The organism is Arcticibacterium sp. SM2516, assembly GCF_057914865.1.
In genome coordinates, this window is sequence record NZ_CP195290.1 from 4,541,950 (window position 1) to 4,565,529 (window position 23,580).

Annotated in this window: 18 protein-coding genes and 1 riboswitch; of the genes, 6 read left to right on the forward strand and 12 right to left on the reverse strand. The window is 39.7% G+C overall.

Going from position 1 to position 23,580, the window contains the following annotated elements:
* Nucleotides 1-9 precede the first annotated feature (9 nt).
* Both ACSBFT_RS18795 and mutL read right to left on the reverse strand, forming a co-directional pair.
* The gene (locus ACSBFT_RS18795) at nucleotides 10-681 is read right to left on the reverse strand and encodes a rhomboid family intramembrane serine protease (RefSeq protein ID WP_463046400.1); all 672 of its coding nucleotides are present in this window, start codon (nucleotides 679-681) and stop codon (nucleotides 10-12) included.
* Nucleotides 682-695: 14 nt separating this feature from the next.
* A complete protein-coding gene (gene mutL, locus ACSBFT_RS18800; protein WP_489602006.1) occupies nucleotides 696-2,543 on the reverse strand; it encodes a DNA mismatch repair endonuclease MutL in 1,848 nt (615 codons plus the stop codon).
* 131 nt (nucleotides 2,544-2,674) lie between these two features.
* Between mutL and ACSBFT_RS18805 the strand changes: the two genes are divergently transcribed.
* On the forward strand, nucleotides 2,675-3,199 hold the full coding sequence (locus tag ACSBFT_RS18805; protein ID WP_463046401.1) for a DUF2911 domain-containing protein: 525 nt from the start codon (nucleotides 2,675-2,677) through the stop codon (nucleotides 3,197-3,199).
* Between the two features lie 62 nt (nucleotides 3,200-3,261).
* Here ACSBFT_RS18805 and ACSBFT_RS18810 read toward each other — a convergent pair whose 3' ends face one another.
* From ACSBFT_RS18810 to ACSBFT_RS18820, 3 genes are read right to left on the reverse strand one after another with little or no spacing between them, the layout of a single operon-like run.
* A complete protein-coding gene (locus tag ACSBFT_RS18810; RefSeq protein ID WP_463046402.1) occupies nucleotides 3,262-3,711 on the reverse strand; it encodes a barstar family protein in 450 nt (149 codons plus the stop codon).
* Nucleotides 3,712-3,762: 51 nt separating this feature from the next.
* Nucleotides 3,763-4,113: a guanyl-specific ribonuclease gene (locus ACSBFT_RS18815; RefSeq protein ID WP_489602007.1), complete on the reverse strand. Its 351-nt coding sequence runs from the start codon at nucleotides 4,111-4,113 to the stop codon at nucleotides 3,763-3,765.
* A gap of 2 nt (nucleotides 4,114-4,115) precedes the next feature.
* A complete protein-coding gene (locus tag ACSBFT_RS18820; RefSeq protein ID WP_463046404.1) occupies nucleotides 4,116-4,412 on the reverse strand; it encodes a hypothetical protein in 297 nt (98 codons plus the stop codon).
* A 115-nt stretch (nucleotides 4,413-4,527) separates the two neighbouring features.
* A riboswitch (TPP riboswitch) is annotated at nucleotides 4,528-4,627 on the forward strand.
* 97 nt (nucleotides 4,628-4,724) lie between these two features.
* Here ACSBFT_RS18820 and ACSBFT_RS18825 point away from each other — a divergent pair.
* The gene (locus ACSBFT_RS18825; RefSeq protein WP_489602008.1) at nucleotides 4,725-6,953 is read left to right on the forward strand and encodes a TonB-dependent receptor; all 2,229 of its coding nucleotides are present in this window, start codon (nucleotides 4,725-4,727) and stop codon (nucleotides 6,951-6,953) included.
* Nucleotides 6,954-7,014: 61 nt separating this feature from the next.
* On the opposite strand, the gene crcB is transcribed toward ACSBFT_RS18825, so the two are convergent.
* On the reverse strand, nucleotides 7,015-7,377 hold the full coding sequence (crcB, locus tag ACSBFT_RS18830) for a fluoride efflux transporter CrcB (RefSeq protein WP_489602009.1): 363 nt from the start codon (nucleotides 7,375-7,377) through the stop codon (nucleotides 7,015-7,017).
* 45 nt (nucleotides 7,378-7,422) lie between these two features.
* On the opposite strand from crcB, the gene ACSBFT_RS18835 reads away from it, so the two are divergent.
* Together ACSBFT_RS18835 and ACSBFT_RS18840 are read left to right on the forward strand one after the other, a co-directional pair.
* A complete protein-coding gene (locus ACSBFT_RS18835) occupies nucleotides 7,423-8,760 on the forward strand; it encodes an APC family permease (RefSeq protein WP_489602010.1) in 1,338 nt (445 codons plus the stop codon).
* The gene (locus ACSBFT_RS18840; RefSeq protein WP_463046411.1) at nucleotides 8,761-9,732 is read left to right on the forward strand and encodes a polyprenyl synthetase family protein; all 972 of its coding nucleotides are present in this window, start codon (nucleotides 8,761-8,763) and stop codon (nucleotides 9,730-9,732) included.
* A 111-nt stretch (nucleotides 9,733-9,843) separates the two neighbouring features.
* Here ACSBFT_RS18840 and ACSBFT_RS18845 read toward each other — a convergent pair whose 3' ends face one another.
* Nucleotides 9,844-11,463, reverse strand: coding sequence for an ABC-F family ATP-binding cassette domain-containing protein (locus ACSBFT_RS18845; RefSeq protein WP_489602011.1), 1,620 nt, complete (start codon nucleotides 11,461-11,463; stop codon nucleotides 9,844-9,846).
* A 137-nt stretch (nucleotides 11,464-11,600) separates the two neighbouring features.
* Complete coding sequence (locus ACSBFT_RS18850; RefSeq protein WP_489602012.1) at nucleotides 11,601-12,227, reverse strand: hypothetical protein; 627 nt, start codon at nucleotides 12,225-12,227, stop codon at nucleotides 11,601-11,603.
* Between the two features lie 392 nt (nucleotides 12,228-12,619).
* Between ACSBFT_RS18850 and ACSBFT_RS18855 the strand changes: the two genes are divergently transcribed.
* Together ACSBFT_RS18855 and ACSBFT_RS18860 are read left to right on the forward strand one after the other, a co-directional pair.
* A complete protein-coding gene (locus tag ACSBFT_RS18855; RefSeq protein ID WP_489602013.1) occupies nucleotides 12,620-15,751 on the forward strand; it encodes a SusC/RagA family TonB-linked outer membrane protein in 3,132 nt (1,043 codons plus the stop codon).
* Between the two features lie 12 nt (nucleotides 15,752-15,763).
* A complete protein-coding gene (locus tag ACSBFT_RS18860) occupies nucleotides 15,764-17,434 on the forward strand; it encodes a RagB/SusD family nutrient uptake outer membrane protein (RefSeq protein WP_489602014.1) in 1,671 nt (556 codons plus the stop codon).
* Between the two features lie 58 nt (nucleotides 17,435-17,492).
* Here ACSBFT_RS18860 and ACSBFT_RS18865 read toward each other — a convergent pair whose 3' ends face one another.
* The 4 genes from ACSBFT_RS18865 to ACSBFT_RS18880 form a co-directional block, all read right to left on the reverse strand.
* On the reverse strand, nucleotides 17,493-18,872 hold the full coding sequence (locus ACSBFT_RS18865; RefSeq protein ID WP_489602015.1) for a c-type cytochrome domain-containing protein: 1,380 nt from the start codon (nucleotides 18,870-18,872) through the stop codon (nucleotides 17,493-17,495).
* The gene (locus tag ACSBFT_RS18870; RefSeq protein WP_463046419.1) at nucleotides 18,872-19,060 is read right to left on the reverse strand and encodes a hypothetical protein; all 189 of its coding nucleotides are present in this window, start codon (nucleotides 19,058-19,060) and stop codon (nucleotides 18,872-18,874) included. Before ACSBFT_RS18870 ends, ACSBFT_RS18865 begins: the two co-directional genes overlap by 1 nt.
* Before the next feature lie 224 nt (nucleotides 19,061-19,284).
* Nucleotides 19,285-20,784, reverse strand: coding sequence for a DUF1501 domain-containing protein (locus tag ACSBFT_RS18875; protein ID WP_489602016.1), 1,500 nt, complete (start codon nucleotides 20,782-20,784; stop codon nucleotides 19,285-19,287).
* Entirely contained in the window at nucleotides 20,784-23,447 is a 2,664-nt protein-coding gene (locus tag ACSBFT_RS18880; RefSeq protein ID WP_489602017.1) for a DUF1553 domain-containing protein, read from the reverse strand. Before ACSBFT_RS18880 ends, ACSBFT_RS18875 begins: the two co-directional genes overlap by 1 nt.
* Nucleotides 23,448-23,580 lie beyond the last annotated feature (133 nt).

The following is a 23,580-nucleotide window of genomic DNA, read 5'->3' on the forward strand; positions in this document are numbered from 1 at the left end:
ATCGCTTTATTACCACCTACGAAAATTTTGCCCTTCCTTTTCATCGAATCCGAAAAGTTTCAACAGGACTAAACCTGTAATCAATCCACCGATATGGGCAAAGTGAGCCACTCCCTGCTGAAGTCCGGCAGTACCGGCATATAGTTCGTAGAGACCATATAAAATTACAAAATATTTTGCTTTAATAGGCACTGGGAAAAATAAAAGCATTAATTCCACATTTGGGAAGAGTACGCCGAAGGCCACAAGGATTCCGAATATGGCACCAGAGGCCCCAACCATCGGTGTTACGGCTTGTCTCCAGTAGGGCTCTGAGTTAGCCAATAATTGAGACATTTCGTATGTGTTTAGCATGGAATTTAAAACCGCCGCTCCTATTCCTGTAATGAGGTAGTAGATTAAAAATTTCTTGGAGCCCATGAATGTTTCAAGTGTAGACCCAAAAATAAAAAGACCAAACATGTTACTGAACAGGTGACCAAGACCACCATGCATAAACATATAGGTCAATACCTGCCAAGGTTTGAAGTTTGGATTGAAAAGCTGTTCGTTGTTTGGAAGTATGGGGTTAAAAAAAGCGAAGTTGGAGTAAAAAAACTGCTCCGCCAGATTTGATATAATAAATACAACTATGTTAATTATGAGTAGCTGTTTTACTATCGGTGTAATTCTATCAAACATATATTTTTCTTTTTTTAAAAACCATCAGAGCTAGAAATGAGTTCGCTTAGTCGCTCTAGTGTAATGACATTCATTATTTTTTGCCCATCTGGGGTGTAAGATGGCATAGATGTTTCAAAAAGACGATTTATAAGCACATTTATTTCTTTTTTGTCCATTTTTTTTAGGTTCCTGCCAGCGGTTCTTTTGGCCAGTGTTTTGGCTAGATTTTTAGTTTTATCAAGCTTAAGTTCCGTGTCATGTTCTATAGATTCCTTGAGTAAATCTTGTAAAAGAGCAGAGCCTTCATCGTCGGTCGTTTCCATCGGAATTCCGTTGAGAATAAGACTGCTGGTACCAAAGACCTCAAAGCCAAAACCCAGGGCATGTATTTCGCTTTTAAGCGTGAGGGCCAGCTCAAATTCCTCTGGTCTAAGGTTCAGCGTTTTTTGAAATAGCAGCTGCTGCGAAGCCCCAGATTTGTTCGCCAAATTTTTCTCAAATTTCTCGAACAAAATACGCTCCCACGCCGCTTTTTGGTCGATGAGCAGCATACCGCTTTTGACTTGTAAAGCGATGTACTTCAAGTGAATTTGAATGGCGTCTACTTCATCTAAATCAGGTTTTAATTTACTTTCTAATCCAGCGTTTACTTTGGAGCCCATAGATACCACCTCTTCTGAGGTAGAAAAATTGGCGGCACTTTCTAAACCCTCATATAGCTTACGCCAATCTTTATTTTCAGGTTTTTGGCCGTCAAATGACCTTCTGGATTGTTCAAAGTTCGAAATAGAAGAGCCGGCCCTTTCAAATGCGGAAGGTGGCTTTTCTGGCATTTGATGATTGGTAAGGTTGCCAAAATTAATATCCGATTCAAAGTCAATGGTTGGCGTTAAATTGTAAACACCTATGGCTTGCCTTACGGCCGAACGCAGAATACTATAGACGGCTTTTTCATCGTCAAATTTAATTTCAGTTTTCTGAGGATGAATGTTAATATCTACGTTAGATGGGTCTATAGAGATGTTAAGCACATAGAAAGGATAATGCTTTTCTGGAATAGTACCCTCAAAGGCCATGGTGACGGCATGGTGTAAATAGGGGCTTTTGATAAATCTATTATTGATAAAGAAGTATTGGTCTCCCCTCGATTTTTTTGCCGATTCTGGTTTACCAACATAGCCTTGTATATTTACATATGGTGTGTTTTCTTCACATGCAGCCAGCTGTTCGCGATAGCTTTTCCCAAAAAGGTCAACAATTCTTTTAGAAAGTTTGGCAGAAGGTAGTTTATAAACTTCGATGTCATTATGATAGAGTTCAAATCCAACCTCTGGGTTTGCCAAAGAGATTCTTTGAAATTCATCCAGAATATGTTTCATTTCCACTGGGTTAGACTTTAAGAATTTGCGTCTAGCAGGAATGTTATAGAAAAGGTTTTTAACAATGAAACTTGTTCCAGTTGGCGTAGAAATAGGTTCTTGGCTTTTTACTTCCGACCCTTCTATAATGAGGTGTGTGCCCAGCTCGTCTTCCTCTCGTTTGGTTTTTACCTCTACTTGGGCCACTGCTGCTATCGACGCCAGTGCCTCTCCTCTAAAACCCATTGTTCTGATGGCAAAAAGGTCTTCCGATTTGCTTATTTTAGAGGTGGCGTGCCGTTCAAAGCTCATTCTACAGTCTGTGACAGACATGCCTTTGCCATTATCAACTACTTGAACTAATGTCTTTCCAGAATCTTTGATAATAAGCTTAATCTCTGTAGCTCTAGCATCTATGGCGTTTTCCATGAGCTCCTTTACTGCTGAAGCGGGTCTTTGTACCACTTCACCAGCGGCAATTTGATTTGCGATGGCGTCAGATAGAAGATGTATAATGTCCATAGAAAGTAGAATAATGTGCCCTACAAAGGTGACTATTCCATTATGCAAATCCGATTGAATGGAGTTTGAATTTTTTCAACAATAAAGATGTTGATAAGGTGTTCACTAAAATATACCTAAAACTTTAGCTTATGAAGAAATTTATAAAAATTACCCTACTCGTATTTGTTGTTTTGGCAGTATTGTATGTTGTGTTTAAGAATTGGACTAAGAGCCATAGCCCAACAGATACGGCCGAGATGACTTCTGGAGAATTGACGGTTTCGGTAACCTATTGCCAGCCTGCTGTAAAAGGGAGGGTTATTTTTGGAGAGCTCGTTCCATTTGACAAGGTTTGGAGAACGGGAGCTAATGAAGCCACCATAATTAAATTTAATAAAGACGTTAAAATAGCTGGAAAGTCTTTGGCTGCAGGAGAATATTCATTGTGGACTATTCCTAGAGAGGGAGATTGGAGTGTGATTTTTAACTCACAGACCGGTCAGTGGGGAACGAGTTATGATGAAGAAGGCGATGTATTAAAAGTAGAAGTGCCCGCAATTCAAACCACAGAGACTACGGAATTACTAAAGATTAGCTTTGCAGATGTAGATTCTGCTGGCGTTGTGATGAGCATTAATTGGGATAAAACTTTGATAGAAGTACCGATAGACTAAAAGTTTCACGGAAAAAGAAAGACCTCATTTCTAGTTTAGAGATGAGGTCTTTTTTATGGGTATTAATTAATTTCTGCTAAATAATCCTCCATTCTCTCACTCTTAGAAAATCCAATTAAAAGTTCTTTTTTAGGAATAAAATAGTCTTCTTCCTCTTCAGAGTCAGCTACCAAGCCTTCTTCTTCTGCTTCGACGTCCATATATTTCCAGTCTTCACAAGTAACATCAAAAAGGTCTAAAAGTGATTTGACATTTTTTTCGTTACGTTCATTGATTAAAAACTCAGAGGAGTTTTTGAAGTAAATTACAATACGCTCATCTTCTATCCATGAGAGGTCATTTAGGACCTCATCTAGAGAGTCCATGTTGGCTTCAAAATAATCGGGGAAGTGTAGCTTTTCGCCTAGGGTCTCATAAAACTGAGCCATTGACTTACATAATTTAGCATCTACAGTTATTAAGGAATAGTCAGTCAATTCCTCGGGACTTTCAGTGATAAAAAGGTTGTTCATTAGTGAAACAAAAGAGATTTCATGTTTAGATTGTTTATAAAAATAAGAAAATTAAGGCTCTAATTTAGTAAAACTAACATAGTGATCCGCAGTATAGTAGGCATTTCCGTCAGAACTGGTCACTAGTCTTTCGGCTCCTCTATTTTGCCCCTTCTTTTTAGGGTAAATATCCCACTCACGGTATCTTAATGTTTTTTGGTCTGCGGTCTTTTTGGGTAATAGTTGTTCATAATTGCCAAAACGTCTGCCGCCTACATATCCCTTTGGAGCTTTATCGTTTTTTTGGATATAATCCCAAGTTTCATAAGCAGCCTTAGGAACCGTTTCTTTTTGATTGTCTGTAAACCTACAGGATAAAAAGCTAAAGGAAAATAGGGTTATGAAAATAAATGAACGAAGCATCCCTAATTTAAGGAGAAGCCGGGCACGTGGATAGCCCCAGCATGGTTAAACATAAGTTCTGTAATAACGTAAGGCATCTGTTCAATCAACGGAAATTCATTAATAACATCTAAAACACCAAAGTCACTTTCTGCATTAATGATTGCCCAAAATCTTCCCCTGTCTATAGAAAGAGCATACGAAGCTATTCTGCCGTCTTCCATGAGCTCGTCTACCATTATTTTTTGCATAGGTATTTTAGCCACGAAACTAGGTGGAAACGGAATTGGAAGGTCAAACTCTACCATGAACTGAGCCATAGGTTCTTGTTTAAATTAAACGAATTAAAAGAATTGTACAATTTGCGTGCCAATTACTATTAATTTACTAACAAATTAACGTAAACGATTCGGAATCCGTTTACCTTTATGAGATAATTATCAAAAGGGGTGCCTTTTTATTTGAAAAGGCTGAGATTATACCCATAGAACCTGATGCGGCTAGTACCGACGAAGGGATTTGAGCCCAGCTTTCTGCTGTTCAGCCGAAAGTTCTCTGTCTATGGACATTTAAATGAACCAATCATAGGTGATTTTTACCCCTTATTTGCCTCTGTACAAATAAGTAGAAACTTGAAAAAAGTAGTCCAAACTTCCGTATTAATTTTTCTTTTTTGCTCCTTACAATTAGCTTTTGCTCAGTCAGATACGCTTGATTTAAGTGAAGTGGTAGTAAAGGCGACAAGGGCCAGCCAAAAGACAGGGATGGCTTACAGCACGCTTGGTGAAGCTGCGATTGCGAAGCAAAACCTAGGACAGGATATTCCTTTTTTACTCAATCAAATGCCTTCCGTTGTAGTTACTTCAGACGCAGGGGCAGGGGTAGGTTATACGGGTATTAGAGTAAGAGGCTCTGATGCCACCAGAGTGAACGTTACCATAAACGGCATTCCTTATAATGATTCTGAATCTCAAGGCGTGTTTTGGGTAAATATGCCAGATTTCGGCTCATCTGTAAGCAGTATACAGCTACAAAGAGGCGTGGGTACTTCCACAAACGGTGCAGGAGCTTTTGGAGCTAGTATTAATGTGAGTACTTTAAAATATTCTCAGGAGCCTTTTGCTGAAATAAACACCTCTTTAGGTTCTTTTAATACCGTAAAAACGAACGTCATGGCATCCACAGGTATGATGAATAATCATTTTGTGTTGGATGCACGTCTTTCTAGAATAGCGTCAGATGGCTTTGTAGATAGGGCTTCTTCAGACCTAAAGTCTTTCTATGTCTCTGGCGGATTTTACGACAAACAGAATTTCATCAGATTCAATGTTTTTTCTGGAAAGGAAAAGACCTACCAGTCGTGGTATGGTATTCCACAAAGCTTAGCAGAGGGTGACGAGAAAGGGTTTCAAGACTTTATTGATAGAAATTACTACGACGACGCTTTTAAAAACGAACTATTGGCTGGAGGTAGAAGATACAACTGGTATCAGTACGAAAACGAAGTAGATAATTATCAGCAAGACCATTATCAATTGGTGACATCATTTAAATTGGGCAATAACTGGCGTTTCAACCCGACCTTGCATTATACGTATGGAAGAGGTTATTATGAGCAATATAAAGATGGTAGGGCCTTTGCAGATTATGGTCTAGAAAACGTAACAGTAGGAGCAGAAGTGATAGAAGAAACTGATTTGATTCAAAGGAAGTGGTTGAACAATCATTTTTATGGAGGCGTATGGTCTTTAGACTATGAAGGTGCTGGTAAATTGACAGGTTCTTTTGGCGGTGGACTGAACAAATATGACGGAGACCACTATGGGGAGGTTGTTTGGGCTCAATACGCATCTAATGGAAATATCAGACAACGGTGGTATGACAACACAGGTATCAAGACCGATTTCAATATTTATGGAAAGGGTTTTTATCAGTTCACCGAAAGCTTTAATGCTTATTTAGATGTACAATACAGAAATGTCGGTGTTGAAATTGACGGAACCACAGAAATTCTTCAAAGTTTAAAAACAGACGATAATTATAGTTTCTTTAATCCAAAATTGGGTTTTAATCTAGCTATAGATAAAGCAAACTCTGCGTACGTTTCTTATGCGGTGGGTAATAAAGAGCCAAGCAGGCAAGATATCGTGGATGCCACCTTTTCTTCTAGAGCGAAGCCAAATGCTGAAAACCTTCAAGACATAGAGCTGGGCTATAGATTTTTGGCGAAAAATACCCAGTTTCAAGCCAACGGTTATTTCATGTCTTATAAAGACCAATTGGTGCTAACGGGTGCTATCAATAATGTAGGTGAAGCCATAAGAATTAATGTGCCAGATAGCTATAGAGCAGGTTTGGAACTACAAGTAGCACAGCAATTGGGAAGTAAGTTTTTGTTAAGTGCCAATGCCACAGTAAGTAGTAATAAGGTGAAGTCTTTTACAGAGTTTATTCCTAGCTACGACGGCGAAACGCCAGATGCTCTTAATGAGTTTAAAGACACAGACATTGCTTTTTCTCCAAATATGATTGCCGGAGGTAGCTTGAGCTTTACCCCTCTAGATGGATTAGAGTTGGCATTATTGCCAAAATATGTAGGGAAACAATATTTGGATAACACCGCTAACGAGGAAAGGTCTTTGGACGCCTTTTTCGTTAATGATTTAAGAATTAATTACAGCTTAAAGCCAAAGGGTTTGAAGAATTTGACAGTGAGTTTGCTGGTCAATAACTTGTTCAATACGGCGTATTCATCTAACGGTTATACTTACAGCTATTTATATTATGGCTTAATAACAGAAAACTTTGTTTATCCACAGGCCGGAACTAATTTCTTGGCGGCTTTGAAGGTGAGGTTCTAAGAGAAAGGTATATCATATTTTCATTTAAGAAGGCGTGTAGATTTAAACTACATGCCTTTTTTTAGTTTGAAAGCATCATTCCTGCCCAAATAGCTACCAGACAAACCACCATATTAAGCCCTACATTCATCATGGCACTGCCATATTCGGCGTTTTGAAGCATTTTAAATGTCTCAAAGCTAAAAGTAGAAAAGGTGCTAAAGCCGCCGCAAAAGCCTATGGCCAGCATGGGTTTCCAGATGTGTTCCGACTGAAAAGACTTGGCGGCCAAGTATCCTAAAATGAGACTGGCTAAAATATTGGCTAAAATGGTGCCGTATGGAAAGTTCGTTCCGAAAGTGTTTATACTGAATTTGCCAATGAGATATCGAGCGATGCTTCCAAAGCCTCCGCCCAAAAAGATATAAAGGAGTGTTTTCGCCAATGTTTTTATACGATATTTGTCATCAAAGATACACCATTCCAAATTTTGACAAACAAAGGCTCTAAACAAAACGAACTGCTAAAAATCCTCGGCGTGGGTTTTGGTATTGCTGTGACCGTAGGTGGGACCATCGGCACAGGTATTTTACGAACTCCAGGAACGATAGCTGCCGAATTAGGAGACCCTGTTTTGATTATGGGGGTATGGATAGCGGTCAGCTTGTATGCCTTCTTGGGCGTCTTATGTGCTATTGAGCTAGGTGTTTCTGTTCCCAAAGCCGGTTCTTGGTATGTGTACGCTCAGCGTGCATTTGGAGATTATTTAGGTTTTCTAACGGGCATTACCAGCTGGCTTGGTACGGTTGCTTCTTTGGGATTTGGTGCTTATACTATCTCAGAATATCTGACTCTTATTTTTCCTTTCCTTGAATCATATGTTGTTGTCATCGCTATTGTTTTTTTAGTAATTCTTACTGGTTTTCACTTGGTTGGTACAGCCGTTGGTGGTCGTTCTCAAGAAATAATGTCGGTTATTAAGGGGCTAGGTCTTCTTGCTTTTGTGCTCGTTTGTTTTTCATACGGAAGCGAAAATTCGGGGCAGTTAAGTTCAGGCGGAATCAGAAGGTTGACTGAAGGTTCGCTACTCATAGGGATTATTGCGGCATTGCAGGGTATATTCTATACTTTTGATGGCTGGCACACCGCTGCATATTTTACCGAGGAAAATACCGATGCTTCCAAGAATTTGCCCAAGGCCATGATTTCTGGAGTGATAAGTATTATTGTGATTTATCTGTTGGTAAATCTGGCCATTTTGTATGTTTTACCTATGGAGGAGTTGCAGGTTTCTAAATTAGCCGCAGCAGATGCCATGGCTCATATTTTTGGAGAAAAGTCGGGTAAGGTTATTACGATCTTCCTTTTGGTGTCTATCATGGGAATTATGAATACTCAAGTGATGATGACGCCTAGAACGTTATACTCCATGTCTAGAGATGGACTCTTTTTCAAAGGTGCCCAAATCGTAAATAAAGGTGGTTCTCCGGCATTTGCTCTGTTATTGACTTGCTCACTTTCTGTCATGTTGATTTTTATTGGCAAAGAAACCTCAAGTAGATTATTAGATATAGCTACATTTTATTTTGTTTTTGCCTATGCTATGGGTTTTGCCTCTTTATTGATGCTTCGCAAAAAAGAACCCAATTTACCTAGACCTTATAAAGTGCCGTTATATCCTTTCTTGCCCTGGTTAATGCTTATTTTATCTATCGCTTTTTTGGTGGGAGCTGTATATAGCGACAGTCAAAATAGCCTATACGCGGTCATTGTTTTGGCGTTAACTTACCCTGTTTATCGTTTTATAAAAGTTAAGAACAAGTCTTAAATGTTAAATAAATTCCTTGCTCATATTCAATCCGAAGTTGCTCTTTTATCCTACGGCGAAAAGCCTAAAGAGCTTTACGAACCCATTTCTTACTTGATGAATTTGGGAGGAAAAAGACTTCGTCCGGCCTTAACGCTGATGGCGTATAACCTTTTCAAGGAAGACTGGCAAATAGCCACTAAGCCAGCACTGGCGGTAGAGGTTTTTCATAATTTCACGCTCATGCATGACGATATTATGGATGAGGCTCCTATTAGGAGAGGCCAGCCTACGGTTCATGAAAAATGGAATAGAGATGTGGCTATTCTTTCGGGAGATGTGATGTTGGTGGCAGCGTATGAGCTATTATCAGAGGTGCCAGATGCTCGACTGAAAACGGTTTTAAAAAGGTTTAATAGAACTGCAGCCGAGGTTTGTGAAGGTCAGCAGTATGATATGAATTTTGCGACTCGTGACGATGTGACCGAAGAAGAATACATAGAGATGATTCGTTTGAAAACCTCAGTTTTGTTAGGTTTTGCATTAGAGTTGGGAGGTTTGGCGGCAAATCAAGATGTCGTAATTACCAACCAACTATTTGAAATTGGAGAGAATTTTGGATTAGGCTTTCAGCTCAAAGACGATATGCTAGACGTGTATGGCGACCCCGAGAAGTTTGGCAAGCAAGTAGGAGGAGATATTATTGAGAATAAGAAAACGTGGCTCATGCTAAAGGCCATAGAAAAAAGTATTGGCAAGCCAGAGGAAGCAGAACTAAAGGATTGGCTGACGAAGAAAGTTTTTAAATCAGAGAAGAAGGTAGCTGCCGTTACCGCCATATATGATAAGCTAGGCATACAAGAATTGGCAGAAGCAGAAATGAATGCCTATTTCAAAAAGGGCTTTGACGGCATAGATGGTTTCCCTGTAGCAGAAGAAAGAAAGACTACCCTTAGGGAGTTTGGGGAGTATTTATTGGCTAGGGATAGGTAGGGATTTATTAAATCAGGACGCGTTCTAATAACATTTACAGATTTATCAAACCACATAAAAAGCCCCACCGAAGGCAGGGCTTTTTGATTCATATTGGAATTGTTGTAATTTCTAAGCGTAAAGCTCAGCTCTTTGTTTCTTAACTGTGGCATCTGTAAGATATTCGTCAAAGCTCATTAATTTATCTAAACAGCCACTTGGCGTCAACTCTATAACCCTATTGGCTACCGAGTGTGTTAATTGATGATCATGGCAAGTGAAAAGGATATTGCTATCATACTCTTCCATTCCTTTGTTCAAAGCCTGAATAGACTCCAAGTCAAGGTGGTTGGTAGGTTCGTCAAATAATAAAACGTTCGAGTTAGAAAGCATCATTTTTGAGAACATACAACGCTGCTTTTCTCCTCCAGAAAGAACCGTACATTTTTTCAAGGCTTCTTCCCCTGCAAAAAGCATTCTTCCTAAGAAACTTCTTACAAAAGTCTCGTCTTTATCTTCAGAGTACTGACGAAGCCAGTCTACCAAGTTCAAGTCTGGATCTGAGAAATACTCGGTATTGTCGTTAGGCAGGTAGTCTTTCGTAATGGTTACACCCCATTTGAATGAACCAGAAGTCGGTTGTTTCTTACCCATCAAGATGTCAAAAAAGGCAGAAACAGCTAGACCGTCTTTGCTTAAGAAAGCAATCTTGTCTTTTTTCATTACTTGGAAAGAAAGGTCTTTGAAAAGATACTCGCCTTCGTCGTTTTTGAAGCTTAAGTCTTCCACCATTAGCATCTGATCTCCCACTTCTCTTTCTGGTTTAAAACCAATATAAGGGTATCTTCTAGAAGATGGCTGAATGGCCGTGATGTCTAGTTTGTCAATCATTTTCTGACGAGCCGTGGCCTGCTTTGACTTGGCTACGTTGGCAGAGAAACGACGAATAAAGTCTTCCAACTCTTTCTTTTTCTCTTCTGCTTTTTTGTTCTGGTCGGTACGCTGACGTGCAGCTAATTGGCTAGACTCATACCAGAAGGTATAGTTACCACCGTAAAGATTGATTTTCTTGAAATCTAAATCGGCGATGTAAGTACAAACGTTATCTAAAAAGTGTCTATCGTGAGAAACCACTATTACGGTGTTCTTGAAGTTCATCAAGAAGTTCTCAAGCCATAAGATAGACTCAATGTCCAAGTTGTTGGTAGGCTCATCTAATAAGAGAACATCAGGATTACCAAAAAGTGCTTGAGCCAAAAGAACTTTCACCTTTTCAGATAAATTCAAATCGGCCATCAATGTATGGTGATACTGCTCTTTTACACCAAGACCTGAAAGTAAAGAAGCGGCGTCTGATTCGGCTTCCCAACCATTCATTTCAGCGAATTCTGCCTCTAAGTCGGCTGCACGGTTTCCGTCATCTTCTGTGAAATCTTCCTTCATATAGATGGCATCTTTCTCATGCATCACCTCTATAAGACGTTCGTTGCCACGCATGACAGTTTCTAAAACAGGATACTCATCAAAAGCATTTTGATTCTGACTCAAAACCGACATCCTTTCTCCCGGGTCTAAGCTAAATGAACCTGAGGTAGCATCAATTTCGCCGGAAAGAATCTTTACGAAAGTAGACTTACCTGCTCCATTAGCACCTATTAGGCCATATACGTTACCAGGGACAAACTTAAGATTGACATTGTCAAAAAGTACCCTTTTACCAAACTGAAGAGAAATATTAGAAACTGTTAACATAACTGTATTATTATTCTGCTGAAATCGGCTGCAAAGGTAAGGTTTTTTGATGGCAAAGTGAAGCCTTATATTTTTCCTGTGAATCTAATTCAATTTAGCCTTGAAATAGAACAATTTAAATAAGCCAAGTGACTTAACTATTTGATAATGACCGTAATTAAATCATGCTTGTTTTCAAAGAAACTTCCGGGCTTATGTTTTTCAATGAAATCGCTTAATTCTGGAACAGTTGGGTAGTCGTTTGTGCCATTAAAATATCTTGCGTCATCTATTAATAATACATGATTAAACGGTGAGCGGAAAATGGCTCTAAGTTCTCCAAAAATGGGACAATCTTTTTCTCCTTGGGCAGTTTCTCCAGAAGAAAAATGTCCATCCAGCCAAAAAAGAGCTACACCTTTCAGTTTGGCAATTATCTCTGGCATCAGTTCTCCACTATCACCAAAATGCAAGTGGACGTTTGTTTCGTTTTTAAATTTATTAACCGCCTTTTTATAATATAGGGGAGACAGCTCCACGCTAATGAGGTTTTTGAAATAACTCTTTAGGGCAAAAACCATATCTCCTTTATAAGTCCCTGTCTCTATGAAAGTATCGCAATGGTATGCTTTCTGGAGCTCATGAATTTTGAAAAGCTTTACCACTTGCGGTGGCGGTATTGGCTGACTATTTCTGGCCCAACTATCGAACTGCCTTTTTCTGAAGGCATGTTGAATATGCTCTGGAAGTAAATGAAAACAGTCCTTGATGAAATCTCTTAACATGTGTATATATGGATATGAAAATCAAAATTAGGACTTTTTGTGCTTTTAGAAAACTGATACTATTTAAGCATATTTTGAGCCCTGTTAAATGGATTTAAGAAGCATGTATTTTCTGTTTTAAACCATTGAGGACGTGATGATATCGAAGTGCATTTATGTCGTATATTTCTAATTTGGCAGGGTAAGAAAGAGCTCGGCCAAAATCACCAAAAGTACTTTTGAGGCAAAAAAGGGGCATTTGTTACTATAAAATGATAGGATAGGAGCATTCTTAGAATGCAGCAGTTTTCGGGCAAAACTTAACCATTGCTTAACCTAGAGTCAACAAAGACGTAACATGAGATTCGTTCTTTTGCGGCTTCAAACCGATCACTTATACTACATTTAAACTTATGCTAAAAAACTATTATTTGAAATTGAAATACATCGTTGGTTTTTTGTTTTTGAGTTCTTTGTTTATTCAACAAAACTCATTTGCAAGCACATCGATTAATGAGAATGTTCGCCAAGTTATGGGAACAGTAAACGACGAAACGGGTTCACCTCTTCCAGGAGTATCTATTGTGATAAAGGGTTCTGCTATCGGAACTATTTCTGATGGAGACGGTGCATTTTCCTTAAATGTTCAAAACGAGAATGCCGTTTTGGTTTTCTCTTTTGTAGGTTATTTTAACCAGGAGGTACTGGTAGGGAACCAATCGGACATCAAAGTACAATTAGTGCCTAACACTACGGCCCTAGAAGAAATGGTGGTGATTGGTTATGGAACGGAGCGTAGAAGAAACATTACGGCGGCCGTAGCTTCTATTGACCCCGACGATATCAAGTCTTTGCCAAAATCTAATGTTGTAGAAATGTTGGATGGTAGACTTCCTGGAGTGCAGGTGATGAGTGATAACATTCCTGGTGGCGGAACATCTTTAAGAGTAAGGGGTTTCAGTACCATTAATGATAACGACCCATTGGTGATAGTGGATGGACTTCCTGTATCTAATGGCATGAATAGCATTAATCCAACGGATATCGCTACCATGCAAGTATTAAAGGATGCGGCTTCTGCATCTGTTTATGGCTCTAGAGCGGCAAATGGTGTGGTGATAATTACCACTAAAACTGGCGGAACAAAAGACGTATTCAATGTGAGCTTAGATGCCTATTCTGGTGTACAGGCACCATTTAACCAGCCAAGAATGCTGAACGCACAGGAATATGGTGACGCTTTATGGCAAGCGACTAAAAATGACGGTCAAGTTCCTGCCAGCGATATTTATGGCAATGACCCAAACCATCCGACGATACCGGCTTTCTTAGATGCGGCACAAACTATCCCTAGTGCAGATACGGACTGGGTGAAAGAAATAATGCAAACGGCTCCAATTAATTCTTATAACCTTACGCTTTCAAAAGGTGGGAAGAAAGTTCAAAACTCTTTGAGTCTTGGATACTTTAACCAAGAAGGTATTATTAGGAATACTGGTTTTGAGCGTTACTCGGCAAGATTCAACTCAACTTACAAGCTGACAAACTTCTTAACTATTGGAGAGAACTTAGGTTTATCTTATAGAGACCAAGTTTCTGTAAACACAAATTCTGCTTTGGGTAGCATTATTTACAATGCTTACAAATTTCCTTCTATCGTTCCTGTTAGGAATACCAACGGTGAATTTGCTGGAAACCCATTGAACGATATTGGAAACCCATTAGGTTCTTTGGACAGAGGGAAAGGAAACAATCAAAAAAGAATTCAGGCTCTTGGTAGTGCTTTTGCCAGTGTAAACGTTGACAACTTTGTGTTCAAATCTGTCATTGGTCTTGATTTTCAGAATTATAATATCAGAAGTTTCTCTCCGATTTATGATGAGATTTTGGCAAGCAACGCCACCAACTCTTTAAGTACCTCAAATAGCTTTAATTATCAGTCGACGTTCTCAAATACCTTGACATATAATAATAGTTCCGGAAAGCATAACTTTGACGTCTTATTAGGTCAAGAGGCCATTAAATATTATGGAGAAAGCTTTTCTGCCTCTAGAAGTACTTTCGCTTATGAAGATGATAGTTTCAAGTATCTTTCTTTTGGTTCTGAAAATCAGTTGAACTCAGGTTCTGCCAATGGCTGGGCTCTTAATTCTTATTTCGGAAGGGTTAATTATAACTATGATTTGAAGTATCTTTTTAGTGCTACGGTAAGAAGAGACGGTACTTCAAGATTGGCCAATAATAAGTATGGCACTTTCCCTGCTTTTTCTGCGGGTTGGAGATTGGATAGAGAAGCCTTTTTTGACTTTGGAAACACGTTAACTTCGTTCTTATTAAGAGGTAGCTGGGGACAAACAGGTAACCAGAGTATTTCCTCTTATGCTACGGTAGATAGTTATACAAATAATAACGCCAATTCAAATTACGCTATTGACGGTTCTCAAGGCTCGGTTTATCCAGGTTTGACGCAGTCCAGAGTTCCAAACCCTAATTTAAAATGGGAAACGACGAATCAACTTTCTATCGGTGTTGACTTGGGTTTCTTTAATGACAAGTTGAGTATCACGGCAGATTACTTCGATAAAGTAACCAAAGACATTTTGGTTTATAACTCTGTGCCTTTGACTTATGGTGGAACCAACGACGGCCAGTGGATTAACGATGGTAAAATGAGAAACCATGGTGTGGAAATAGATTTGAGCTATGCCGACCAAATCAATGACTTAGGCTATCGTGTTGGTTTTAACCTAACAGGCTTGAAAAATGAATTGACAGAGCTTAAAAATGTTACTTATCTAGGCATTCCTAGTTCGGCCCTACACGCTGTAAACTTTGACCAAGAGGTTACAAGAAGTACCGTAGGTCAGCCTATTGGTTCGTTCTTTGGTTATGAAGCAGATGGCCTTTTTAGAAATGTGGGTGAGGTAGAAAGCCATGGTATTCAGCCCAATGCCGTTCCTGGTGATATCCGTTTCAAAGACGTCAACAATGATGGCGTTTTAGATGATAATGACAGAACTTACATTGGCTCGCCTCATCCTTCTCTGCTAATGGGTTTAAACCTAAACTTCAATTACAAGGATTTTGACTTAGGGCTTTTCTTCAACGCAAGCTTGGGCAACGACATCTATAATTTGACGAAGTTTAACAGCGAGTTTTTTAACCAAGCAGCTTATAACAAAGATGTAAGTGTTTTGAATGCATGGACAGAAAGTAATATGGATGCTACTATTCCAAGACTTTCTTTGGATGATGCCAATAATAACATCAGACCTTCTTCTTATTTCCTGGAAGACGGTTCTTATCTAAAACTTAATAATCTTCAACTAGGATACACAATTTCGGCATTGAAACAAAAAGGCACAAGCCTTAGGGTTTATACCCAAGTGAGTAATGTGTTTACCATTACAAAATACTCAGGACTTAATCCTCAGATTGGTCTTCAGAGTTATTCTTCTAGCAATAGAAACTTGGATATCGGTGTAGACAGAGGTCTTTATCCTCCATCAAGAACCATCATGCTAGGTGTTAATTTGAACTTCTAATAAACAGAAAAAATGAATTTTAAAATAAAGAACGTAATAAAAACCGCAGGTCTTTTTTCTTTGGCTGTCATGAGTATTTCATGTAGCGAAGATTTCTTGACAGAAGTGCCTTACGGAGAAGTTTCTCCATCAGAAATTACAAAACCTGAGAACATAGAGCGTGCCATCATTTCTGCTTATAGTGTTCTTAACGGCCAGATAGATGGGTCAAGTAATGCTTATAACTCTCCTGCTTCTAACTGGAGCTTTGGAGATGTGGTGTCTGACGACAGCTACAAAGGTGGCGGAGGTACTGGTGACCAAAACAACATTCACCAGATGGAAATCTTTAATACTGCCGCTACCACCATTGACATCAAGCGTAAATGGATGGCTTTATATGAAGGCGTAAAGCGTACCAATGAGGCCATGAAGTTGCTTAAAAACGCAGAAGATTTTGACGCCACTTTAAAAGCTAAACGTGAAGCAGAGTTACATTTTTTACGCGGCCACTTTTACTTTGAACTTAAGAAAATATATAACAAAATTCCTTATATAGACGAGACCGCAGAAACAGCAGAAGACTACGCTAAGTCTAATGTAGAATTTACTTCAGAAGAGCTTTGGGGTAAGATTGAGAAGGATTTTGAGTTGGCCATTAGTGGATTGCCAGAAACACAAGTAGACCGTGGAAGACCAACAAAAACGGCGGCAAGAGCATATTTGGCTAAAACGGCTTTGTTTCAAAACAAGTGGCAGCAGGTGTATGATTTGAGTACGGAAGTAATGGCGGGTAACCATGCTTTATTACCAGACTTTCAAAGTGTGTTTCTTCCTGAAAACGACAACAGCGAAGAGGTTATTTTTGCGGTACAATATTCTGTTTTAGATGGCCAGCCAAGTAACTATAACGGCAGTATTGGTGACCGTTTAACAGCTCCAGGAGGTCCTTTTTATTCGCAATATGGTTTCCATAGACCATCTCAGAACCTTGTGAATGCCTTTAAAGTAAGTGCAACGGGTCTTCCAATGGAAAGTAATACCAACCTAACGAACGCAGATGTGGTAGATCCAAGATTGGATGTTACCGTAGGTCGTCCAGGTATTCCGTACAAAGATTTGGGTGTTATTTACGAAGAGAGCTGGGCTCGCGACCTGTCAACTTATGGGCCATTTGCTCCTAAGAAGAGAATTGTCTCTGCCAAATCGCCTTTTCATACATTAACTTGGCCATATGTAAACGCCATGAATTACTACGTCATCAGATATGCGGAAGTGATTTTATGGAAAGCAGAGGCAGCGGTAGAATTAGGTAAATTAGAAGAAGCAAGAACTTTGGTAAACCAGATTCGTACAAGAGCTAAAAACTCTACTTATGTTAAAACTTTAGATGGTACGCAAGATGCTGGAAAGTATGCCATTGCTACTTATGAGGCCGCCTGGACGAGTGCAGCTTCGGCTAGAGAAGCAGTAAGAACAGAAAGTAGATTAGAGTTAGCCATGGAAGGCCACCGATTCTTTAACTTGGTTCGTTGGGGTGTGGCAGATAAGGTTATTAATGACTATTTAGCAGTAGAGAAAACTAGAAGAACCCATTTAACCAATGCGAACTTCATTCAAGGGAAAAACGAGTATTTCCCAATTCCTCAGGAGTATTTAGATAATGTAAAAGATAAAGAGGTAGTTCAAAACGACAACTACTAAACGCTTTTAAGAGTAGGAAAGAAAGGTCAACTGATAATCGGTTGGCCTTTCTTCTTTTCTATTGTTTTACCAAATCTTCCAAACGAAAAATAGTGGAATCCGACCTTAACGTAGGGACTAGATAATTCCCTGAATCCAAAACCGTATTGGGAAACAAGGTCTTTATGCTGTCCCATTTATCATGGTCAATTTCGGTGCGGAATAGGTACAGACTTCTAAGCTTTTGCAAGACCTTAAGATGGTCTAGACCAGTGGTCGAAATTTTATTATTGGTTAAGTTGAGAACCCGAAGTTCTGATAGGTGAGCTATGTTTTGCAGAGCATCATTGTCTACATTAGAGCTGCTTATGTCTAAGATTCTCAGGTTTTTAAAACTGACTAAGATCTTCCACTTGGCTGGATTAAAATTGGTTCTATCTGCTTTTAAAGAAACTATGTTTTCAGAAATACTTTCTAAGCTTTGCCAAACACTATCTTCTAAAGTCTTTCCTAGTAAATTGATTGTAAAGTAATTTGAGTTCTGTGCCACGGGCACTATTGTGATTCGGCTTGCCTTTAACCTTTCAATGACCTCAACATTAGCGGCCTCTATTTTCTCAGTGGGCATATCAGACACCATCTTTTTTTCTTCCTGATGTTCCAGACGTTTTAAGATGGATTTGATTTCCGGACTTTGGTCTAGTTCTTTTACTTTTTTATTAAAATCAAGACCAGCATCTATCCACCAAGCCACCAGCTTAATTTGGTCTTCGCTGAGTTGAGGTTTTCTAGAAGGCGGCATGTGGTCGTCGTCATTTGTATCCATGACCAGTCTTTGGAAAAGGTCACTTTCTGCACTTTTATGGGGGATAAATAAGTCGCCAGATTCGCCACCTTCCATTATCCATTTTTCGCCATCAAGCCTAAGCTCGCCTTTTTGTTTTTTTGCAGCATGGCAGGCCCAGCATTTTTCTGCAAAAATGGGTTCTATGATATCCGTATAAACCAAAGCCTCGTCCACGTTTTCTATGATAGGTTTTTCATAGATTTTATTGCTAAAACTAAGGTAGTCTTCACCGTGGGTAAGGCTGCCGCCCCAATGTCCCGTTATAAAAAGTATAGGAGCAGAGGCTATCCAAAGTCCATGCTGAAACTTTAGAGAGAAATCCTTTTTAATAAGCCAGAAAAGCATGCCCGAAATAACAGTAAGGGCTATTCCTGCTAGTTTATGATTATTAACAAGTTCCTCTTCATAAGCTCCAGAGAGCGACAAAAGATAGCCACTAAGCGACGTGAAAAAAGAACTGACAAAAATGACAAGAAGTAAAACAGGTAAAGCTTTCTCATAAACGGATTCCTCTTTTTTCAGAGAAAGCCATTTAAATAAATACGCAATAGTCCATATTCCGATAGGCAAATGGAGAATGAGCGGGTGAAATTGACCAAAAAACTGACTCATTAAGATTTTAAAAATGTTGTTTTACGGGTTGTTTTTATGCGAAACATCTCTTCACTAAAATATTCTAAATTGCCTTTTCTATGCTTTTCAAGTAGGTCATTTATCATTAATTTATATTCTGTGGAAAGAGTATTTTTAGTATCGTTTTCTAAGAATCCCTTTTCGCTATAATTTATATTTTTCTTCATATGAAATGGCTACCTCTATTAAATTTAAGTTCCTTTGAATCAAAATACTGTCTGAAATACAGTCAAATTTGAATTACATAAAACATTTACAAGTAGTCAGTCAAAATAAATTTGACAGTACAAGTTTATTTTGATGTGTTTTTTTGCTTCGTTTTTTTTTGAAAAAAAATGACGGTCTTGCTGGCAAGTAATCCAAAGAATTAGCTTTTTGGGTAATAGTCTTATCAAGCTATTATATCTTTAATAACATGACCTTCCACATCCGTCAGTCGGAAAGGCCTGCCTTGAAAATCGTAGGTTAATTTTTCGTGGTCAAAACCGAGTTGGTTTAGAATGGTGGCCTGTATGTCGAAAGGGCTCACTTTACCACTTAAGGCACCATAGCCGATTTCGTCGGTTTCTCCATAACTCGCTCCTTTTTTTATGCCACCGCCAGCCATCCACATCGTGAAGGCATCTGCATGATGGTCGCGACCTTTAAAAGCATTTGGTTTTCCTTCTCTGTTTTCTGCCATAGGTGTTCTGCCAAATTCGCCACCCCATACCACCAAGGTTTCTTCTAAAAGACCTCGCTGTTTTAAGTCTAATAAAAGTGCGGTAACAGCTTTGTCGGTTTCACGGCATTTATTCACCAAACCCACGTCTATAGAGCCTCCCTCGCTGGTGCCGTGAGTATCCCATCCCCAATCAAATAATTGAACAAAACGAACGCCTTTTTCAACCAATTTTCTAGCTAAGAGAGCATTATTAGCAAAAGCTGCTTGACCCGGTTGGGTACCATACATTTCATGAATGTAGGCAGGTTCATCGTTGATGTTCATCACTTCTGGTACAGAGGTTTGCATTCTAAAGGCCATTTCGTATTGGCTTATTCGGCTGAGCGTTTCTGGGTCACCGTATTCATCAAACTCGGTTTGGTTTATCTTATTGATGGCATCTATCGACGCTTTTCTAAGGTCACTACTTATATTTTCAGGGTTGTCTAGAAACAAAATAGGGTCACCGACTGAGCGGCATTGCACACCTTGATACACGGAAGGGAGAAAACCACTTCCCCATATACTTTTTCCTGCGTCGGGGTTGCTTCCACCAGATGTTAAGACCACAAAGGCGGGTAAATCGGAATTTTCTGTTCCTAAGCCATACGTTACCCAGGAGCCCATGCTTGGTCTACCTAATCGGGCACTTCCGGTTTGCATCAATAGTTGTGCAGGGGCATGATTAAACTGGTCAGTAGTTACGGCTTTTAGGAAGCTAACCTCATCCACCACCGACTGAAAATGTGGCAAATAATTACTCACATAATTGCCAGATTCGCCATATCTATTGAAAATGGCCTGAGGGCCTAGCATTTTAGGTACACCACGTATAAAAGCAAACTTCTTACCTTCTAAAAAAGAAGGCGGGCAGTCTTGACCGTCCATTTTTTGAAGCTCAGGTTTAAAGTCGAAAAGCTCTAACTGAGAAGGTGCTCCTGCCATGTGGAGGTAAATAACCGACTTTGCTTTGGTAGCAAAATGCGGAGCTTTAGCCGCTAAAGGATTGGCGGGGTCAAAAAGATTGACGGACTTTGTTTCCAAAGAACTGCCGCATGAGCCTAGCATAGATCCCATGGCCAAACCACCTAATCCCATAAAGGATTCTTTAAGAAAATTCCTTCTCGTATGGTTTAACAGTTTCTTTTGAACCGCCTCTCTAAATATTCTTTCGTTATTATGGTTCATTAGCTTTTGGTTAGGACTTCGTCTAGGTTTAAAACGGCGTTAAATACCAGAATCATGGCATCTTTTTGAGGTAAGCTTGACTTGCTTTCTTGATAGCTTTTAAAGGCGGTTTCGTATAAGTCTTGAAGTGTTTTTGTTCTTTCGGCGTTTATGGTTCTTCCTGTCAGGTTTTGATAGGCCACGGCAATATTTTCATTCGGTCTTTCAAAGCCTATTTGCTCGGCCATTTGTATGGCTATGTCTATGTAAGCTTTGTCGTTTAGGGTGGTAAGAGCCTGTAAGGGTGTGTTGGTTCTTATCCTTCTTGAGGAGCACACTTCACGGCCTACGGCGTCAAAGGTGAGCATAGAAGGATAAGCACTTGTTCTTTTCCAGTAGGTGTAAACCGCTCGTCTGTATTTTTCTGTGCCCTCACTTTCTATCCATTTGGCACCACTATATGGTGAAAACCAAATGCCTTCTGGCTGTGGCGGCATTACAGGTGGGCCAAACATCCTTGGATTTAAAATTTTGGTGGCGGCAAGGGCTTGGTCACGAATTTGCTCTGCACTCAATCTTATTCTTGGGCCTCTGGCCATCCATCTGTTATTTGGGTCGCGTTCCATTTTTTCTGGAGTCATTTTAGAGTCCTGTTGATAAGCGGCACTCATAAGCATTTCTTTTAACAGCGGTTTTAATTTCCAATCATATTCATGCATGAGCTTCCAACTCAAATGATCTAAAAGAGCCTGATTAGATGGTGTTTCGCCTTGCGTTCCCAGATCTTCCAGTGTTTCTACAATGCCGATGCCCCAAACCTGTTCCCAAAGTCGATTTACGATGGTTCTGGCCGTCAATGGGTTTTCTTTTGCGGTCATCCATTTGGCCAAGCCAAGTCTGTTTTTGGGATATTCGTCCGAGAAGTTATTGAGTAGTTTCGGCGTACCTGGGTTTACTTTTTCACCCAAGGAAAGCCAGCTGCCCCTTTCAAAAACACGCGTTTCACGACTCATAGAAACGGTATTATCTACCATGACAGGCGTACTTTCTGTATTGGCAGTCAGTAAATTCCAGAAGGTCTTTTTACTGCTATTGTCAGGGAAAGTGTTTGTAAAATGAAAGAAGTTGAATGTTACACCTGTTGTTAAATTGTCTTTAAGGTTTGGATTCGAATAAGTAATATACAAGTCCTCGGTCTCATTGATGGGCTCTAGGCTCACTTCTGCAAATTCCCAACCTTTTGATTTATGATTCAAAACCATTTGGCCAATAACAGGTCCTTTTGGGCTGCCTTGATGGAAGAGAAGTTTCCCTCCAGGCTGTTTTGAAGCGTAACTCATTACCAAATTATTGACACCCGTCCATGGCACATTTGGGATTCTTGCAGCGGAATTATTCCGCATCGCCAGCCACTTGGTATCGCTTAATTCAGCATTCACAAAATTGTCAGACTCCAAAGAAGCAATAGAGGGCTGCAGTGTTTTAATGAACCGGATTATTTTCTGAGTCTCCGCCTCACTTGTTTTTTGTTTTAACCGATTGGCCAGCTCGTTTAATTCAGCCTTTTGGCTGTCGTTAAAATGACGTATCCACGGATATTCTTCATAGGAATCTACGTCACGAGTATTATTAAAGAAACCCATAAACTGATAATACTCTTCATGTTTAAAGCCATCATATGGGTGGCTATGGCACTGCACACAGGCAAAGGTGGTGCCCATGAGGGTTTCCCAAGTGGTGTTTACCCTATCCATAACAGCCGCTACTCTAAACTCTTCATTGTCGGTTCCGCCCTCGTCGTTGGTCATGGTGTTTCTATGAAAAGCCGTGGCAATGTACTGATCCTCCGTAGGGTTTGGGAGTAAATCACCTGCGAGCTGCTCGGTCAAAAACCGGTCGTAAGGCATGTCCGCATTGAAGGCATTGATGAGCCAATCTCTGTATCGCCAGATATTTCTAGGGCTATCTCTTTCGTAGCCTTTAGTGTCGGCGTATCTGGCTAAATCTAACCACATAGAAGTCCATTTTTCTCCATAGTGGGGTGAGTCTAGTAGCTCGTCTACCAGTTTTTCATAATTCGCATTCGTTGGATTATTGAGATAGGCTGTTTGGGTAGGAGAAGCCTTTTGAAAACCTATCACATCTAAAGAAAGTCTTCTTGCCAAGATTTCTGGTTTGGCAACTGGCGACATTTCTAGGCTATTTTCAGTCGCTTTTTGAAGTATAAAACGGTCAATGTCGTTTTGTGCCCAATCAGAATTAAAGGATGGTACTGTCGTTTTTTCTACTTTTTGGTAGGCCCAATGTTCTCCCCATTTGGCACCTTCTTTTATCCATTGAGTCAATAATTCAATTTCTTCTGCTGGCAAAGCCTCATGCTCAAAAGGCATTCGCTCTTCTGGGTCGCCGAGGCTCAGTCGGCGAATCATTTCGCTGGCTTTTACATCGCCAGGGACAATCGCATATTTTCCTGACTTTAGTTTGGCTTTAGCCTCTTCCTCAAAAAGCAAGGAAAAACCACCTTGTTTTTTGACACCACCATGGCAGGCAATGCACTTTTTGTTAAGAATGGGTTTTATCTGCGTACTGTAATCAACAGTTTCCTGTGTTTTGCATGAAGTAACCCAGTACATGATAAAGCACAGCATTCCTGTTGTAAACCAGAGCAGGGTTTTCTTAAGCATTTTCTAATTTCAATAGGTTTGGAATATGAAATTAGCTGATTTAAGTGGAGGTTCAAAAGAAGAGGGCAATTTCCAAAGCTTGGAAGTGATTATTGTCAGCCAAAAGTGGTGTGAAAAGTATAGTTTTGGCTGC